The 16,079-nt window shown below is 41.0% G+C and carries 13 protein-coding genes; 7 read left to right on the top strand and 6 right to left on the bottom strand.

All coding sequences use genetic code 11. The features are described 5' to 3' along the window. Positions 1-4 precede the first annotated feature (4 nt). Positions 5-163 carry an element excision factor XisH family protein gene (locus tag NSTC745_RS06870; RefSeq protein ID WP_445636484.1) on the bottom strand — a complete coding sequence of 53 codons (159 nt, stop codon included), beginning with the start codon at positions 161-163 and terminating at the stop codon, positions 5-7. A 178-nt stretch (positions 164-341) separates the two neighbouring features. Then, on the bottom strand, positions 342-851 hold the full coding sequence (apcB, locus tag NSTC745_RS06865; protein ID WP_445636483.1) for an allophycocyanin subunit beta: 510 nt from the start codon (positions 849-851) through the stop codon (positions 342-344). 358 nt (positions 852-1,209) lie between these two features. On the opposite strand from apcB, the gene glnA reads away from it, so the two are divergent. After that, the gene (glnA, locus tag NSTC745_RS06860; RefSeq protein ID WP_445636482.1) at positions 1,210-2,634 is read left to right on the top strand and encodes a type I glutamate--ammonia ligase; all 1,425 of its coding nucleotides are present in this window, start codon (positions 1,210-1,212) and stop codon (positions 2,632-2,634) included. Between the two features lie 335 nt (positions 2,635-2,969). Here glnA and NSTC745_RS06855 read toward each other — a convergent pair whose 3' ends face one another. Further along, positions 2,970-3,170, bottom strand: a complete 201-nt coding sequence (locus tag NSTC745_RS06855) for a hypothetical protein (RefSeq protein ID WP_073638537.1) — start codon at positions 3,168-3,170, stop codon at positions 2,970-2,972. Between the two features lie 372 nt (positions 3,171-3,542). On the opposite strand from NSTC745_RS06855, the gene NSTC745_RS06850 reads away from it, so the two are divergent. Beyond that, positions 3,543-4,442 (top strand): DUF455 family protein, encoded by a 900-nt coding sequence (locus NSTC745_RS06850; RefSeq protein WP_445636481.1) that lies wholly within the window; start codon positions 3,543-3,545, stop codon positions 4,440-4,442. A gap of 613 nt (positions 4,443-5,055) precedes the next feature. On the opposite strand, the gene patX is transcribed toward NSTC745_RS06850, so the two are convergent. Beyond that, entirely contained in the window at positions 5,056-5,373 is a 318-nt protein-coding gene (patX, locus tag NSTC745_RS06845; protein ID WP_096534893.1) for a heterocyst-inhibiting protein PatX, read from the bottom strand. Between the two features lie 107 nt (positions 5,374-5,480). Next, entirely contained in the window at positions 5,481-7,274 is a 1,794-nt protein-coding gene (locus NSTC745_RS06840) for an FAD-dependent oxidoreductase (RefSeq protein ID WP_445636480.1), read from the bottom strand. A gap of 651 nt (positions 7,275-7,925) precedes the next feature. Here NSTC745_RS06840 and NSTC745_RS06835 point away from each other — a divergent pair. From NSTC745_RS06835 to NSTC745_RS06815, 5 genes are all read left to right on the top strand, one after another. Further along, on the top strand, positions 7,926-11,165 hold the full coding sequence (locus tag NSTC745_RS06835; RefSeq protein ID WP_445636479.1) for an efflux RND transporter permease subunit: 3,240 nt from the start codon (positions 7,926-7,928) through the stop codon (positions 11,163-11,165). 98 nt (positions 11,166-11,263) lie between these two features. Then, positions 11,264-12,697 carry an efflux RND transporter periplasmic adaptor subunit gene (locus NSTC745_RS06830; protein ID WP_445636478.1) on the top strand — a complete coding sequence of 478 codons (1,434 nt, stop codon included), beginning with the start codon at positions 11,264-11,266 and terminating at the stop codon, positions 12,695-12,697. Between the two features lie 632 nt (positions 12,698-13,329). Continuing rightward, the gene (locus tag NSTC745_RS06825) at positions 13,330-13,749 is read left to right on the top strand and encodes a helix-turn-helix domain-containing protein (protein ID WP_445636477.1); all 420 of its coding nucleotides are present in this window, start codon (positions 13,330-13,332) and stop codon (positions 13,747-13,749) included. Between the two features lie 18 nt (positions 13,750-13,767). Further along, positions 13,768-14,352, top strand: a complete 585-nt coding sequence (locus NSTC745_RS06820; RefSeq protein ID WP_445636476.1) for a PIN domain-containing protein — start codon at positions 13,768-13,770, stop codon at positions 14,350-14,352. 39 nt (positions 14,353-14,391) lie between these two features. Next, positions 14,392-14,595: a hypothetical protein gene (locus NSTC745_RS06815; protein WP_445636475.1), complete on the top strand. Its 204-nt coding sequence runs from the start codon at positions 14,392-14,394 to the stop codon at positions 14,593-14,595. A gap of 42 nt (positions 14,596-14,637) precedes the next feature. Here the strand turns inward: NSTC745_RS06815 and NSTC745_RS06810 are convergent, their stop codons facing one another. Next, positions 14,638-16,068, bottom strand: coding sequence for a protein kinase domain-containing protein (locus tag NSTC745_RS06810; RefSeq protein ID WP_445636474.1), 1,431 nt, complete (start codon positions 16,066-16,068; stop codon positions 14,638-14,640). Between the last annotated feature and the right edge of the window lie 11 nt (positions 16,069-16,079).

Here is a 16,079-nt window from a genome sequence, read left to right as displayed (position 1 = left end):
TTCGTTATCCCTCTGGGCAGCAATAGTAACTCTTTCTGCTCCAAATATCTACGTAAAGTTCTCTACCTCCATAAGCGAGATACAAAGGATCGTTAGTTATTGTCCAACCATCTGCTGTAAGCGCTTTAATGACTGCATCATGGTAAATATCTCTAGCAGGCATTAGTCGAAAGCAACTCCAAAAACACAGCTTCAATGTAGCAAAATTATTTTACAGAGGCGCGATCGCCAATTTGAAACAGCAAATTGAGGGTTGATAAAAAAGCGATCGCACTTGAATTTGACAGAGCGATCGCTATTTATAATTTTTCTGGGGTAGGCCGAAAAGCCTGCCCTAAAATCTAAATATCGATCTCGCTCAACTCGCGTGTAATGTGATCGAATGGTTCATCTACAAAAGTAGTATCAGCCACACCTGCTGCTACCACTTGTTCTTTAGCTAAATCCTTGAGTATCTGCACGCCGCGAACCGTCGGCCCGATAGGTACTCCCAAAGAATTGTAAGTTTCCCGCAGACCTTGTAGCACTCGCTCATCTAACACATTTGTGTTGCCAGCAACCAGCGCATAAGTGGCGTAGCGCAAGTAATAATCTAAATCCCGTAAACAAGCCGCATAACGACGGGTTGTATAGGAATTTCCACCGGGACGAATCAGTTCCGGCAGTTCTTCGTATAACTTTAAACCAGCCTGCTTGACAAGCCCAGCAGCATTAGAATTGATAGCTGCTGCCGCTTGTACTCGTGCTGTACCACTATCAAAGTAAGACTTTAGACTATCAAGTGCATTCCGGTCAAAATACCGACCAGCCACGTCATAATTCTTAATTAAACTTGTTACCGCATCGCGCATTCCTTTTTCTCCCAATCGTTGCTATCTATGGTTTGATATTTATTTGGCTGCACTTATGCAACAGTAAATTTTTGTGCTATTAAAAATAGATTCGGCACAAAAACAATCTATCCACTACATAAGGATTCTATGCCAAAGTTGACCCCTATGTGATGAACTTTCCAGTTTTGTACAGATGATCCGCGAAAGGTTAATATAACCTGTAATCCAGATATCTGTAACACAAACTACAAAATACCCTAATATCTAGAATTTAAGATATTTCAGGTGTGTCACGGCTTGATTGAGATCGGCAGGGCTAGGATGCTTTGGAAGATTCTGGTTTTACTTTAGGAAATTGGTACAGGAAGGAGTAACAATGACAACCCCACAAGAAGTCTTGACATTAATCCAAGACCAAAAAATTCAGCTGATCGATCTCAAATTCATTGATACAGTAGGGACTTGGCAGCACCTCACTGTGTACTACAACCAAATCGATGAAAGTTCATTCACTGATGGCGTACCTTTTGACGGTTCCAGCATCCGGGGTTGGAAAGCTATCAACGAATCGGACATGACGATGGTACTCGATCCCAACACTGCTTGGATCGACCCATTCATGGAAGTCCCAACGCTAAGTATAGTTTGTAGTATTAAGGAACCCCGCACGGGTGAATGGTATAACCGTTGTCCGCGGGTAATTGCTCAAAAAGCAGTAGACTACCTGGTTTCCACTGGTATTGGTGATACAGTCTACTTTGGCCCTGAAGCTGAGTTCTTTATCTTTGACAATGCTAGGTTTGCTCAAACCGCCAACGAAGGCTACTACTTCTTAGACTCCGAAGAAGGTGCTTGGAATTCTGGTAAAGCCGGTACAGCTGAAAAACCCAACTTGGGTTACAAACCACGCTTCAAAGAAGGTTACTTCCCAGTTTCGCCGACGGACTCTTTCCAAGATATCCGTACAGAAATGCTGTTGACAATGGCAGACTTAGGTGTACCCATTGAAAAGCATCACCACGAAGTTGCTACAGGCGGTCAGTGCGAACTAGGTTTCCGCTTTGGCAAGTTGATCGAAGCTGCTGACTGGTTGATGATTTACAAATATGTCATCAAGAACGTTGCCAAAAAATATGGCAAAACAGTCACCTTTATGCCAAAACCCATTTTCGGCGACAACGGTTCGGGAATGCACTGTCACCAGTCTATCTGGAAAGATGGTCAACCTCTGTTTGCAGGTGATAAGTATGCTGGTTTGAGTGAGACAGCACTGTATTACATTGGCGGTCTTCTCAAACACGCACCAGCACTGTTGGCAATTACCAACCCTAGTACCAACTCTTACAAGCGCCTAGTACCTGGTTATGAAGCACCAGTTAACTTGGCTTACTCCCAAGGTAACCGTTCTGCTTCTATCCGTATTCCTCTGTCTGGCAATAACCCCAAAGCCAAGCGGTTAGAATTCCGTTGTCCAGATGCTACTTCTAACCCCTACTTAGCGTTCGCTGCCATGCTTTGTGCTGGTATTGATGGCATCAAAAACAAAATAGATCCTGGTTCTCCCTTAGATAAAAATATCTATGAACTCTCTCCAGAAGAACTGGCGAAGGTTCCTTCAACTCCAGGTTCTTTGGAATTGGCCTTAGAAGCACTAGAAAACGACCACGCTTTCTTGACAGAATCAGGCGTCTTCACAGAAGACTTTATCGAAAATTGGATTGACTACAAGCTAGCTAACGAAGTCAAGCAGTTGCAGCTACGTCCTCATCCCTATGAGTTTTATCTCTATTACGATGCTTAAGGGGCTTCCAAATAAAAAAACATTCAATTTTTTTGTGGGACGAACATCTTGCCGTCTATAGTAAAGGGCGGGCGAGACGCCCACCCCACAAGATTGGATAATTTATTTTTTGGTAATCCCTTAAGTACCGTATCTAACTAAAAGTTTGAATTTCGCCACCTTGAAGGGTGGCTTTTTTCTGTTGGGTATTGGGTATGGGGAAAGGGAAAGGGAAAGGGGTATGGTTCGACAAGCTCACCAACCGGGGAAAAGGGGAAAGATTAAATTTATTCCTTTTCCCTTTAACCTTTAACCTTTTCCCCTCCTTCCCCTGCCCCCTCTGCCCCATCTTCCTACTAACTCATAGTGGCATTGCTGCGTCCATAAATCATCCGAGTTGTCGCATCTATCTTCCCTTGAATAGGGTTCCAATAATGAGATGCTTCTTCAGGAAGACCAAGTTCTTGTGCAGCACGCATCAGCATTGATTGTTGGCGATTCTTGACTTGCTGATGTTCGCGAACCATTAACGCACGAGATTTTTCTGCGATAGACATAACCATAGTCCTCTCTGCTTCTGTAGTGAATATATATTTTTGGGTTCTTTCTTGAATCTAATATAACAGAAAAAACTGTAACATAAGCTACCGTTTTTGATTAATTTTTGGAATTATAGATTTTGAATGCCAGTGTCTATTAAATAAAAAGCTTGTGTAGTAAAGCCTTTAGCGATTTTATTTTTCAAAATCATTATTCAAAAGCAATAACATTCTTTACATAAGTTTATATTTTTCAGTCTGATAGTTAAGTGCAGATTGAGTAATTAGTTTTTTGAACTTTACCCTTTTTCCCTAATCCAGTAGGAATACGGCAGTTACAAAAAACTAAGTTAGGATCGAATATGAGTTTATAAAACTTTATATAACTTTATGACAGTCACCTACCCACGTAAATTTCAGAATGCTTTGGGTGCGAGGGAAATCTTGAAACGGGTGGTATGCGATCGCCAGATCCATCTAATTACCCTGAATCGCTACCGCTACAGCGAACAACGCAGTTGTAAAGACCTGACTGACTTAATCGAACAGCTCAATGGACAGCCGCCAGAACTAGTGCGGGATTTGTCTCGTCACATCAGTGATGAAGCTCGTCATGCCATGTGGCTGACTGATTTACTCGTTGAACTAGGAAGCGATGTTGGAACTCCCCCCGGAACTTCCTATATTGATGAATTCGATCGCCTGCTTGACAAAGATGCCTACGATCCTAAACGCAACTTAGAGGACGGCATTATTGCTGCTCTAACAGCAATTAACATTACCGAAAAACGTGGCTGTGAGTATTTTTCCGCCCACATTTACGCCCTCAAGCAAGCGCCACAAACAGAAGAAAACATTAAAATTCGGCAAACAATTGAAAAAATTTTGCCAGAGGAAGCAGGACATGTGCGCTGGGGTAACCGCTGGCTAGCAGAACTCGCCCGTAAAAGTCCAGAACATCGGCAAAAAATAGAGCAAGCCAAGCGGAAATATACCGCAATTGAACAGGCGGCCTTTGAATCCGGAATGGATATCACCTTGGGGGCTGAACTGCGGCGAGTTGCCAACTTGCTGGAAGTAGCAAATACCATGCCGCTTTGGGAACGTCCTCAGTACCTGATGGAACGCTTACCCCAAACGTTGCTAGCACCTGAGTTGCAGTTTACTAGAATTCAAGCTGCACAAAAAGCTTGGCAACGCGATCCACAAGCGTTTTTCGAGAAGTTTGTACCCATGTTCCTCAACGGTATCCAGCGAATAGAAGATAATCGCCAGAAAACAACCGTCTGAAGAGAAGGAATGGGGAGTGGGTAGATGAGGAGATAGAGAAGTGTGGGGAGTGTGGGGGCTATGAGGAGATGGCGAAGTGTAGGGAGTGTGGTGGGAAAGATTTCTTCTCCATCCTCCCACACCTCCCACACCCCCCACACTTCCTGTTTGTCCCATGCCCAATTATGTATTGATGTAGGTAATCGGCTACTCAATCTGTAAGAAAACTTATTTGGGAATAAAGAGAAGTTGCCTTAAGGTTGTTCCCCAATTAGCAAAATGTCGGAATTAGATGTGTTTTAAATTAATTGATAACCTAAGTAACATCTGTTTCTAAAGCAGTTGAGGGTTCAGACGCAGAGCTTCCCAGAAATAGGAGTAACAGTTGTGTGGCTTTTAATCAGTTGGTGATGCTGTAGATCGAGGCAGTTAACTTGATTTGCCTTTTGATTTTCAGCTTTTATACCAACTAGTATATACAGCAAATTGCAGTTGAAATACTAAGCGATCGCTGAAGATTTTCGGATTTTAACTGTATACATCTCTGCCAGAAAAATTGTGAAAAAAAAATTTCAGCACAACATCTTCTTTTCTGGTAAATAGTTTTGCAAAAACAGGCATTATTCTACGGTAATTAAACAATAGCATAGAAATTTTTGGCAAATTTTTGCATTACTTCTCTGCGCCCACTACCGCGATGACGTGGCGCATCATCTGGATTTTGGTCAGATTGTGCCGAGAGGAACTGTTGCCAAGCAGGCATCGAAAGCAGCCAATTGTCTTGGAAAGTTCTGTTTGCCCTTGGTATTACTGGAAGTCGGCGTAGCTTGGGAAAAGTCGCAGAATCGTCTACAGACTTTCCGCTTGATAAGTGATTGTCCATTGCTTGGCAGTTAGAAGCTAAGGGGCCGAACACCAGACTCGAAACTAAAAGTGAAATGGCAGCACGCATAGCAGATGTCTATTTTGGAACTCTCCACTTCACTGATACTTAGCTTTTCTAGGAATATCCGGACAATTTGTCAAAAAGTATTGTGTTTTACTGAAAATAAACTCTTCTTATCCTTCATTTAAATGTTCGACTAATAACCAATTACTGAAGTGATTCTGACGACCCCATACTGTAATTAATTGTTGGTCGGGATAAGCCTCTAATTGTTCGTTGATATGCGATCGCAAAGTCACAAGCTGCCAATTTTGCCCTTGATATGGGGCGGGTGCAGCGACAGTGAATTTGTATTCTTGATGACTCAAGCGGTAGAAAATACCTTGAAAACACTTGTTTTCTGGGATTAATACCTTGTCAAAAGTCGATTCAGAATACCCATCCGTAGATGACCGATGGCAATTACCACTAGTTGGATAGGCTAGTGGATTATTTAAGTAATACAGTTGGCAATCCAGCCAATCCGAAAGATTAGGCGACAGATTAAAAAAAGGTATGACTATTGCCTTTGAGCGGCCATCTTGTAGTAAAGCCGCTTGTAGATCCCTGACTGGTAGATCCCTTGGCTGGCAGTTTAACTCGACACACATAGCTGCTGCCATTCCTGCTGCTTGCCCGATGCCCATAACCACAGGTTGTAATCTGGTTGCGCCATTGGCAATGTGAGAGACAGAAATATTTTTCTCACAAACCAACAAACCATCTGTTGTGGCTGGAATTAGACAATTGTAGGGAATTATAAACGGAGTTCCAGTCCACCGCCCCCCCCAACGGATAGATTTTGGTTGCAGTGGAAATTGAACGCCGGGATAATGATGGTCGTTGGCGTAGTTACCAACAGCGATCGCTTTGCAAGCGCCAAGGGCGATCGCATCATTAGATATAGATGCAACTCTACCCCCAGCAATTGGTAAAATATCCTGTTCTCGGAGGGTAGTTAGCCCCACTAAACGGCGGCTTTCCCGATAATAGGGATGTAGTGCAAAAGCTGTAGGAGTGTGAGGAAATAGTTGTTGTGCTAAACCATAGCGACGGCCAAGTTGATTTTGAATAAAACGGGCAAAATTTTGGCTGTGCCAGCGCGATTCTTGGATAAATTCACCTCTGGTCACCTCTGACTTTATCAGCCGCTCTAACCCTTGACCGTAGTCATTGCCACAGATTGGCCAATTTATCATGAAGCGATCGCCAGGTAAACGTCCATAATTTAAAAATGTCTCTGCTCCATAGCCATCCCAAGCACCTGCAAATAAGGATGGATCGTAATTCGGCGCAGGTGGAATTTCTGGGGCAACGGCTTCACCAAAGTCTTGCATAATGACTACATAAGTAGGCGCTTGCACGGGATATCTCTCGGTTAAAGAGTTAAAGCTTACTGGGGCGCTGGGTTCTCCCCACTCAGATTGCAATTCCCACCCCCAGCGGTAAGGTATTTCAGCTAAAGCTAATAAATCTCCTAATTCTGTGCCGTCGAGAATAATCTTGGCTGTGACAGCAAAATCAGCAAAGCGGACACCAGTAATGCGATCGCCTTGGCGATAAACATCTATTGGCACTTGTCCAGAAATCCACTGGAGATTTGGCAATTCTTCCACCCAATCAGCAAAAATCTCCGCTCCAATGCGGGGATCGTAACTAAAAAAGCTTACCCAACAGTTGTCTAATCCGCCTGGTTGTCGATGTCGCAACTCCTGCAAAAACGCACCCCATAAACCCGTTTGTAAGGCTTCTAATTCATTACCATCGGGTGCAGACACTCCCGCACAAGTCAGCATTCCCCCCAACCAAGGAAATTCACTCACGAGGATAGTTTTAGCTCCTCGTCGCGCTGCTTGGATAGCAGCTGCGGTGCCTCCAGTTCCACCGCCGACAACCAAAACATCAGCTGTATATGTCTGATGAACCATATCCAAATCCTCCACCAAGGTTAGCTTGCGAACTTTTTTTGCTATCTAGCTGATTTCAGTCAATTCTTAGCTGTGTTACTCATCTGTAGAAATCAGCTTTTGTCAAGTTTAAAGTAAGCACTTTATTTCTCATGGCTTACCGACAAGCAATCGGAGTATGGAATATTACTTATTCATTTTGGTAAAGTACGGGATATTGCATTTTACACAGCTGTATGCAAAGATAAATCCACATAAAGTACTGTAAATCAATCGAATTACCGTATTAAGCAATGTTTAATACTTTTAAATTTAAGCGATCGCAGATGAAAGCGTTCAGCGAATTTTGATTTGGCAATAAATAAATTATCCAGCTTGAATTTGTTGAGAGTTAACAGTTAACTGCAAATATTTAGTAGCGAAAAATCACAATTGAATATTTTTTATTTGTCAATACCTAATTACAATCAAAATTCCAATTGGCTTGAGTAGAAATCAATACGGTTCAGTTAATGTTTTAAGATCCCCCACCCCCCTTTTTAAGGCTAACAAACTCTCTTTCACCCCTTTTTAAGGGGGGCGCCGCAGGCGGGGGGATATTAACTGAACTGTATTGGAGTATAAATTGCCCCGACAGACTGAAGAATAAAGAATAATTTAAACTAAAAAACAATGTGGATTGTTAAACTTGCTCTTCGTCGCCCTTACACCTTCGTAATCACTGCCATACTAATTATTGTCTTAGGGGTAGTTACTATTACGCGCATGGCAACGGATATTTTTCCAGAAATTAATATTCCTGTTGTCAGTGTAATTTGGTCTTATGGTGGTGTTTCACCAGAAGAAATGGAACAGCGGATTGTTACAAGCAGCGAACGCTCTTTCACAACCACGGTTAATGATATCGAACACATCGAATCACAATCCCTTAATGGTGTTAGTGTCATTAAAGTTTTCTTCCAACCAGGAGCAAAAATTGAAGCAGCAGTAGCTCAACTTACCTCTATTACTCAAACAATTCTGAGGGGTTTGCCTCCAGGAATTACGCCTCCTTTGATAGTTCGCTACAATGCTTCTAACGTGCCAATTCTTCAGCTAAGTGTTAGCAGCACATCACTATCAGAGCAAGAACTTTACGATAACGGTAATAATTTTCTGCGGACTCAGTTAGCAACTGTTCAAGGTGCATCTGTACCGTTACCTTATGGCGGTAAACCTCGGCAAATCATGGTAGATATTGACCCGCAGGCGCTATTTGCCAAAGGACTTTCAGCTACAGATGTCACAAGTGCGATTACCGCCCAAAATCTGATTTTACCTGGGGGAAATGCAAAATTAGGCGATCGCGAGTACAGTGTTCGCCTCAATAGTAGTCCCCAAGTCGTAGAAGCCTTAAACAATTTACCAATTAAACAGATTAACGGCACTATCATTTATATACGTGATGTCGCCCAAGTCCATGATGGCTTTGCTGTCCAGAACAATATTGTCCGTCGAGATGGCAGACGTTCTAGCTTATTAACTATCCTCAAAAGTGGTGGTGCTTCAACTTTAGATGTTGTAGCTAGAGTCAAAGAAAGACTACCAAAAATTCAAGCCACATTACCCAAAGAATTAGATTTAGATATTTTATTCGATCAATCTATTTTTGTGAAAGCTTCCATCCACGGAGTATTAACAGAAGGATTGATTGCTGCTTGTTTAACTGCCGCCATGATTTTATTATTCTTAGGCAGTTGGCGTAGCACTTTAATTGTGGGAATTTCCATCCCTTTATCAATTTTTTGTTCTATCATTGCCCTGCGATTAATAGGACAGACCCTAAATATTATGACCTTAGGAGGTCTATCTCTAGCAGTTGGAATTTTAGTTGATGATGCCACAGTAGAAATTGAAAACATCCATCGTAATTTGGCACAAGGAAAACCTCTAGAACAAGCTATTTTAGATGGCGCACAACAAATAGCTGTTCCAGCTTTCGTTTCCACCTTAGCAATTTGTATTGTTTTTATCCCGATTGTCTTTTTAACTGGAGTATCACAATCGCTATTTATGCCTTTAGGAATGGCGGTTGTTTTTGCTATGCTTGCCTCTTATCTACTCTCGCGTACAGTAGTACCAATGTTGGCAAAGTTTCTGCTTGGTAAGGAACTACATCTTTATACCGAACATGAAAATTTAGCCGACAAAGCTAACGGTCATTCATCTACTTCTGTTCGCAAAAAAAATATTTTCTGGCGTATTCACGAGCAGTTTAACCGTCAATTTGAAAAATTTCGTCAAAATTATCGAAATACTTTAGCTAAAGCTCTAAACCATCGCCGTGTAGTTTTTGCAATGTTTGGTGCTTTTTGGGTAAGCGCCTTAGTTTTATTACCTTTTGTTGGTCAAGACTTTTTCCCTCAAGTAGATGCAGGTCAGTTTCGCTTGCACGTCCGCGCTCCAGCGGGAACCAGGCTTGATAGGACAGAACAGATTTTTACTCAGGTTGAAAATGAGATTCGCAAAGTTATTCCTGAAGAAGAATTAGAAATTATTCTCGACAATATTGGCGTACCTGTAGGTGGGGTAAACCTGGCTTTTAGTGACACAGCAACCATAGGGCCTGGTGATGGAGAAATTCTTGTAGCTCTTAAAGAAGGTCAACATCATTCTACTTGGCAATATGTTAAACAACTACGCCAAAAGTTAACTGCCCAATTTCCTCAATTAACCTTCTTTTTCCAACCTGCGGATATAGTAACTCAAATTCTCAACTTCGGTTTACCAGCCCCTATTGATATTCAGGTTATAGGGCCATCTAAAAATCGCCGTGACAACTACAAAATTGCCAAACAAATCAAAACCCAAATAGCTCAAATTCCTGGAGCAGTTGACGTTCATTTACATCAAGTCGTCGATGCTCCAGAGCTACGTATTAATGTAGACCGTTCTCAAGCACAACGTAGCGGTTTAACTCAACGAGATGTTGCCAATAACCTACTCACATCATTAAGCTCTAGCGGTCAAACATCGCCCAATTTCTGGCTCGATCCTGTTAAAGGAGTCAGTTATCCAGTAGCTGTACAAGTTCCCCAATATAAACTTAACTCACTGGACAAAATACAGAGTCTACCTATTACTAACGGTTCTAATTCATCACAACTTTTAAGCAATCTTTCTGTTGTTCAACGTGGTAAAGCACCTGCTGTTGTTAATCATTACAACGTACAGCCTGTGTTTGATATTTATGCTAATGTTCAAGGTCGCGATTTAGGTGGTGTAGCCAGTGATATTTATAAAATAGTTGACAAATTTCAGGAGAAGTTACCGCGGGGAACGTCAATTATTGTCAAAGGCCAAGTAGAAACGATGAACTCATCTTTTCTAGGGTTAGAGATAGGATTGATATTTGCTATTGGATTAGTTTATTGCCTAATAGTAGTGAATTTTCAATCTTGGATCGATCCACTAATTATTATGATGGCACTGCCAAATGCTTTAGCAGGAATTGTTTGGATACTATTTGTGACTAACACAACTTTTAGTGTGCCGTCTTTGATGGGTGCAATTATGAGTATTGGAGTTGCTACTGCTAATAGTATTTTGCTCGTCACCTTTGCCAATGAGCAACGGTTGATAGGAGAAAAAGCTATTTCTGCAGCTTTAGCAGCTGGTTATACTCGTTTGCGTCCGGTATTGATGACTGCTGGAGCTATGATTATGGGGATGTTACCAATGTCTTTGGGTTTAGGAGAAGGTGGCGAACAAAATGCTCCTTTAGGACGTGCTGTAATTGGTGGATTATTAGCAGCAACAGTGGCAACTTTGATTTTTGTACCTGTAATTTACAGTATTCTGCGCCGCAAACAACCCCAAAATTTAGAAAAAGAATTATCTTCTACTATCAAATTAACTGTAGCAAATCGATAAATCATTCCTGAATAATCATAACTCCGAATTTCCTCATAATTTGGAGTTATAAGAGCTAGATTTTCATAACTCAAAAGATCGAATAGGAAATCTATATCATGGATACTCAAGAAAATACCAAAATTGCTGATTCTAATATCACATTAGCTCCGGTAACAACTAAAAAAAATCGCCTCAGTTATATCAGAATTATTGCTACAACTACTTTTGTTGTCACTGGGCTTTTAGCACTTGGGATTATACCTCGGATACAACAGCAATCAGAATTAAATGCTTTCGCTAAATCTACAACCAAAAAAGCTTCTGGTGTGAATGTGGTTAAACCCAAGCTTGCAGCTAATTTTACAGAGTTAGTCTTGCCTAGTAATATTCAAGCAAGCCAAGAAACCACAATTTATGCTCGTACCAGTGGCTACTTACAAAAGAAGTTAGTGGATATTGGCGATCGCGTCAATAAAGGACAGTTGCTCGCTATCATTGATGCACCTGAAACTGACCAAGATGTAGAGCAAGCTCGTGCGGAATTAGCAAAATCTGAGGCGAATATTGCTCAAGTTCAGGCAGATTTAGCACAAAAGCTCAGCAATCTTTCGCAAACAAAAGCCAACTTCAAAGCTAGACAGGCTGAATTGATTGAAGCGCGGACTAACTTAGAACTAGCGCGTCAAACTTGGCAACGTTGGCAATTACTTCAAAACCAAGGAGCAGTGACTACACAAGCTGCTGATGAACGTGAAAGTGCTTATAATGCAAGTCAAGCTAATGTAGAGACTTTAATTGCTCGCGTTAATTCAGAGCAAGAAAGTATAAATACTGCTCTTGCGGCTATTAATTCTCAAAAAGCTAATATTAAAGCCTTTGTTGCAAGTAAAAATGCTGCTCAGTCAAACTTGCAGCGGATAAAAGTTTTACAATCATTCAAACAAATTGTTGCTCCTTTTTCCGGTGTAATTACTGCTCGTAATATAGACACAGGAGCTTTAATTTCTGCCGGGAGCAATAGTAATAGTGGAAATTCCTGGCTATTTAAAGTTGCTCAGACAGATAATTTACGTATCCGAATTAACGTTCCCCAGGCTTTTGTTCAATCAATTCAGCCCGGACAAACTGCCCTCGTTCGCGTTCGCGAACTACCGAAAAAAGCTTTTTCTGGTAAAGTTATTCGTACTGCTGATGCCTTAGATGCCTCTTCCAATACCCTTTTAACTGAAATTGAATTACGGAATTCAGAAAATGTGTTGCGTCCTGGGATGTATGCTGAAGTTACTTTTAAGGCTCAACGTGTCAATCCACCTTTATTAGTACCAGCTAATACCTTAGTGATTAATGCAGATGGTATACAAGTAGCTACTGTGACAAAAGAAAATAAAGTTAGCTACAAAAAAGTAGAACTTGGACGAGATTATGGTACTGAAGTTGAAGTAGTTTCTGGTTTAAGCCCTAATGCAAGGTTAATTACTAATCCTACTGATGCTCTGCAAGAAGGTAAATCAGTTCAGGTGCTTGCATCTAAGCCTAAAACTAAGAGTTAATGTCTGATGTCGTCAATATCTTCTGGAGTCAGACGCAACGCGTAACTTGCTTTTCCTTAAAAGCAGCCCCAGCGGTACTACTTTCACCTGCTACGAATGAAACAAACAAGTCAAATTCTTTTCCCTCCTGCCTCCTGCTTTGTTTCTTGAAAGTACGCGAAATCAAAAAATTCATTGATTCGTAATTCGTAGGTTGGGGAGCCAGTGCATTGCTCTGGTTCCTAAGTTCCTCCACCGACAACCAACACATCCGCAGTATACGCCTGATAAAGCATCCCTTAACCTCACTGGAGTTTCAACATATTTTCTCCAGATAAGTTGGCATCATACAAGAAATTTTATTTTTCGCGTATTTCGTTTACGTAGTCGAAATAGCGCTTATAATTAAGTCCCAACGTCCGCTTATTAACTGACTCAACATCAAAGCCTCAACATCAAAGCGATCAATACCTTATTTTTACAGAGGGTAAATCATAAGCCTGTTTTATCTCTTTTCTATAATTTATTCATCTTTGTTTCGGATATTGCGTTTATGTAATGTGAAATATATTATTATAGATACATTATCAAGAGAGTTAAGGTTTACCATAATGGCTATCATATCTGGGCAAAACCTGCCTGTAGAGTCAGTGATGGCTCAAGAAAAAGAAACCCAATCAATCAAGCAAATAGAGCGTCTTCTAAAAGTTGAAGGCTCCCACCCGAAACTTGTAGGTGCAAACGGAGAAGAAATTGTTATACCTGATTCTGTTTATCAAGTACTACGTCAAGTTGTACATACGATGGCGTTAGGTCAGGCTATATCTATAGTTCCTCAAGAGCAGGAATTGACGACACAACAAGCAGCTGAATTTCTAAATGTATCACGTCCCTATCTAATCAAGTTACTAGAGCAAGGTGAAATCCCCTATGTGAATGTGGGAACGCATCGACGTGTTCGTTTTATGGATTTGAGAAAATATAAGGAACAAAGGGATGCAAAACGTGACCAACTTTTACAGCAGCTAGTTGAGATGAGTGAAGAAGCTGGTTTGTATGAGTATGATGAATAAGTACTCAGAAAAATTTCTATGCCCAGTGTCATATTAGATGCCTGTGTTCTTTTTCCAATGTACCTTCGAGATACTTTGCTGACCACTGCTGAGTTTGGCTTATACATGCCTTATTGGTCACAGAAAATCTTGGATGAAGCAATGGACAACCTTGTTGTAAAGAATAAAGTATCAGCCGAACTTGCTAAAAAACTACAGGAGACAATAAAAACAGCTTTTCCTGAAGCAATGGTTGAACAAGTACCTTGGGAAATAGAGGCAGCGATGACTAATCATCCTAAAGATCGTCACGTTCTTGCTGCTGCAATAATAGCTAGGGCTGATATTATTGTTACTAACAATCTCAGGGACTTTAGTGCTAAAGCTTTGGCTCCTTTGAATATAAAAGCACAGTCACCTGATAATTTTCTGAGCGATCTATTCGATAAATACCCACAAGAAATGGTTCAAGTAGTGCAAAAACAGTCATCAAAGTATAAAAGAAAGCCCCAAACTGTTGATGAACTACTTGAATTACTTAGTAAACAGATACCTGGATTTACCGCAAAAATTTTATTGCATGAATACGGCGAGAGTATTTTCAATACTACAAACAAAGCTTGAAATATAGTAGGAAGACCATCACCAGAAAGTGGCAAATATTTGGAGGGTGAACGATATCGCGTATGGCGGAACAACGGAATTTTAACAATTACTGCTAAAGATAATAGAGGGAACATTCTACAAGTTAAAAATCGTAAAATTGAAGGAAAGCTCTCATCATTTGATGTCAAAGTATTCCAAATATTTAAACAAATTTTAGAACAAGAACTAGAACAAGCTAAAACACAGAAATCTCAAACTTGATACCTGTTTTATCCTTGTGACATCGATATTATTCGCCAAAGTTTATGGCTTGAGTTTTTTTCGATTTTTTAACAGCAAAACTAGTACTGCTCCCGAAAATATTCCGCCAAACCAACCCCACAGACTATTAACTAATATCCACCAGCCGGCTTGTTCAACTACTGGCCGTAGTAACAAAAATTGGATAATTCCAACTATAAGTCCAACCCAGAATATTGAATACTCAGGGTAATTTCCACAGATAATAACAGCGAAACAAGTACCTAAAGTAGTTCCTAAAATCCACCATTTTTCAGACACGGGAAGTTGTCGCCGTAGTACCAATAATTGCATATACGCGATTGTCGAACCTATGGTAGCAGCAGCAGCTTGCATGGCGATAAATATGCCGAGTGGCTTGAAAATTTCGTGAGCGATCGCTCCTACAATACCACCTCCAATTAAACCTACAACATTAACTAATACCCATTGCAGGTAAAAACCCAGTCCCACTTGTGGAAGTTTCGGTGATACTGGTGATGGCTGGGGTGGAGAAGAAAGTGGAGGTTCAAAGTGAATTGTTTGAGGAATCTCTTGACGATATTGGATAGGAACTGTTGGTGGTGAAGAAAAGGGGCGATGGGAATTAGTAAGAAACTGTGTCGGGAAATAAGCATTTGTCACTTCCTGTACCGCTGCTAAAGCCTCTGCTGCTGATTGATAGCGTTGGCGAAAGTCGTAGCGTACCATCCGATCTAAAATATCTGCCAGTGTCTGACTTACCTGTGCCAAGTGATGCCAAACAATCTCAGCAGTTTGCACATCTTCTTCGAGCTGATGCGGCATTAACCCTGTTAAAGCTTGAATTCCGATCGCGCCCACAGCATAAACATCACTGCTTAATCTGGGGCTACCGCGACTTTGTTCGCTAGGCATATAGCCAGCAGTACCAATGCCTACAGTCATTTTAGTCGTACCTGCACCATTCACTACTTGAGTACCAATCTGTTTCACCGCTCCAAAATCGATCAGCACTACTTTACCGTCGTTTTTGCGTCTAATTAAATTAGCAGGTTTGATATCTCGGTGAATCACATTATTTTGATGGACAAATTCTAATGGTTGCAGAATATTTTCTAATAGCGAAATAGTGTCAGTCTCACTCAATCGTTTTCCAAGAGTAAGTTCATCACTAATAGGATGACCATCAATAAATTGTTGAACGAGAAAGAATTCTTGATTTACTTCAAAATGTGCCAGCAGTTGGGGAATTTGGTCGTGAGTTCCTAGCTTGTGCAGCAATTGTGCTTCTGATTCAAACAACCGCCTAGCAACTTGTAAAGTCATCGGATCGGTAGCCATTGGTTTAAGTTGCTTCACCACACACAGACTGTTATAAAGTTTTGTGTCTTCGGCAACATAGGTTTGACCAAAACCACCAGATCCTAAGACTCGAATTATTTTATAACGCCCGTCCAGTAAGTGACCCAACATAAAGGTTTAAA

This window comes from Nostoc sp. DSM 114161 (assembly GCF_052692665.1).
The sequence above is the reverse complement of the archived record's forward strand: the minus strand, read 5'-3'. Positions and strand labels throughout refer to the sequence as shown.

What these genes read in the sequence shown, in the direction of transcription:
- NSTC745_RS06870 (WP_445636484.1), bottom strand. Translation starts at nt 163, where the DNA reads ATGCCTGCTAGAGATATTTACCATGATGCAGTCATTAAAGCGCTTACA.
- apcB (WP_445636483.1), bottom strand. Translation starts at nt 851, where the DNA reads ATGCGCGATGCGGTAACAAGTTTAATTAAGAATTATGACGTGGCTGGT.
- glnA (WP_445636482.1), top strand. Translation starts at nt 1,210, where the DNA reads ATGACAACCCCACAAGAAGTCTTGACATTAATCCAAGACCAAAAAATT.
- NSTC745_RS06855 (WP_073638537.1), bottom strand. Translation starts at nt 3,170, where the DNA reads ATGTCTATCGCAGAAAAATCTCGTGCGTTAATGGTTCGCGAACATCAG.
- NSTC745_RS06850 (WP_445636481.1), top strand. Translation starts at nt 3,543, where the DNA reads ATGACAGTCACCTACCCACGTAAATTTCAGAATGCTTTGGGTGCGAGG.
- patX (WP_096534893.1), bottom strand. Translation starts at nt 5,373, where the DNA reads ATGCGTGCTGCCATTTCACTTTTAGTTTCGAGTCTGGTGTTCGGCCCC.
- NSTC745_RS06840 (WP_445636480.1), bottom strand. Translation starts at nt 7,274, where the DNA reads ATGGTTCATCAGACATATACAGCTGATGTTTTGGTTGTCGGCGGTGGA.
- NSTC745_RS06835 (WP_445636479.1), top strand. Translation starts at nt 7,926, where the DNA reads ATGTGGATTGTTAAACTTGCTCTTCGTCGCCCTTACACCTTCGTAATC.
- NSTC745_RS06830 (WP_445636478.1), top strand. Translation starts at nt 11,264, where the DNA reads ATGGATACTCAAGAAAATACCAAAATTGCTGATTCTAATATCACATTA.
- NSTC745_RS06825 (WP_445636477.1), top strand. Translation starts at nt 13,330, where the DNA reads ATGGCTCAAGAAAAAGAAACCCAATCAATCAAGCAAATAGAGCGTCTT.
- NSTC745_RS06820 (WP_445636476.1), top strand. Translation starts at nt 13,768, where the DNA reads ATGCCCAGTGTCATATTAGATGCCTGTGTTCTTTTTCCAATGTACCTT.
- NSTC745_RS06810 (WP_445636474.1), bottom strand. Translation starts at nt 16,068, where the DNA reads ATGTTGGGTCACTTACTGGACGGGCGTTATAAAATAATTCGAGTCTTA.